The following is a 1104-nucleotide window of genomic DNA, read 5'->3' on the forward strand; positions in this document are numbered from 1 at the left end:
TGTATAAGATACCGTGGACGATGGCCGCCATCGTCTAGTGGCGCTCGCGGACGAGTGCGGCCGCGTAGCGCACCAGCGGGAGGTTGAGCTCGATCAGGGTGTCCCGGACGTAGGCACGTTCGGGGCTGTCCGCGTCGAGGGCGGCGAGCCGCAGGAACAGGGAGCGGGACAGGGTGCGGGTGTCGATGGCCTCCGGGGCCGCGAGGGCCTGGGCCGGCACGGCGTCGAGGGTCGGTACGGCTTCGACGGCCTGACCATCGTCGAGGGAACCGACGGAGTCGATGGAGCCGACGGGGCCGAGCGCCTCGAGCGTGTCGGGCGCGGTCTCGCTCTCCGCGAGCGCGAGCACCTTCGAGCTGCCCTGGTCTGCGGACATGCCACCCCCTTTGGGTCGCGGGACGGTCACGGCGCACGCTCCCGGGACGGGAACGCAGCCTTCACCTGAATACCGGAGCCGGAGCTCCGGCAAACGCGTCTCCGGCAGAATGTCACATGTCGGCAACGCGCTGTAGTGACCTGTCGACATCAGAGACGCGAATTCCCCCTGGAAACAGGGGGTCTGACGGGCTTTCGGCCCGAATCCGCCCGCAACGGCCCTGGTGAGCGATTCGCTCGCCCCGGTGACCGTTCGCTCGCGCCTTCGAATGCTTCCCGCGCTGTCGCGAGACTACGCCTCGATGCGGTTGGCGGACCTCAACCGCTGGAAACTGCGCGCCAGTAGCCGGGAGACGTGCATCTGCGAGACGCCGAGTTCCGCGCTGATCTGCGACTGCGTCAGATTGCTGTAGTAGCGCAGCAGCAGGATCCGCTGCTCCCGCTCCGGGAGCTGGACCAGCAGGTGCCGCACCAGGTCGCGGTGTTCGACCCCGTCGAGGGCGGGGTCCTCGTAACCGAGCCGGTCGAGCAGACCGGGCAGCCCGTCGCCCTCCTGTGCGGCCTCCAGCGAGGTGGCGTGGTACGACCGTCCCGCCTCGATGCAGGACAGCACCTCCTCCTCGGTGATGCGCAGCCGCTCGGCGATCTCGGCGGTGGTCGGGGAGCGCCCGAAGGCGGTCGTCAGGTCCTCGGTGGCGCTGTTGACCTGCACCCACAGCTCGTGCAGCC

General features: G+C 69.3%; 1 protein-coding gene and 1 pseudogene. Both read right to left on the minus strand.

What is annotated here, in order from left to right; all coding sequences use genetic code 11:
• Positions 1-37 precede the first annotated feature (37 nt).
• A pseudogene (locus tag ACFW2E_RS47555) lies at positions 38-376 on the minus strand (RNA polymerase sigma factor SigF); the annotation flags it as partial.
• A 291-nt stretch (positions 377-667) separates the two neighbouring features.
• Positions 668-1104: sigma-70 family RNA polymerase sigma factor (locus ACFW2E_RS47560; RefSeq protein ID WP_384478571.1), on the minus strand; the 437-nt coding region annotated here is incomplete at its 5' end.

Origin of the sequence: Streptomyces sp. NPDC058964 (assembly GCF_042741275.1) — a bacterium.
Classification (GTDB): Bacteria; Actinomycetota; Actinomycetes; order Streptomycetales; family Streptomycetaceae; genus Streptomyces.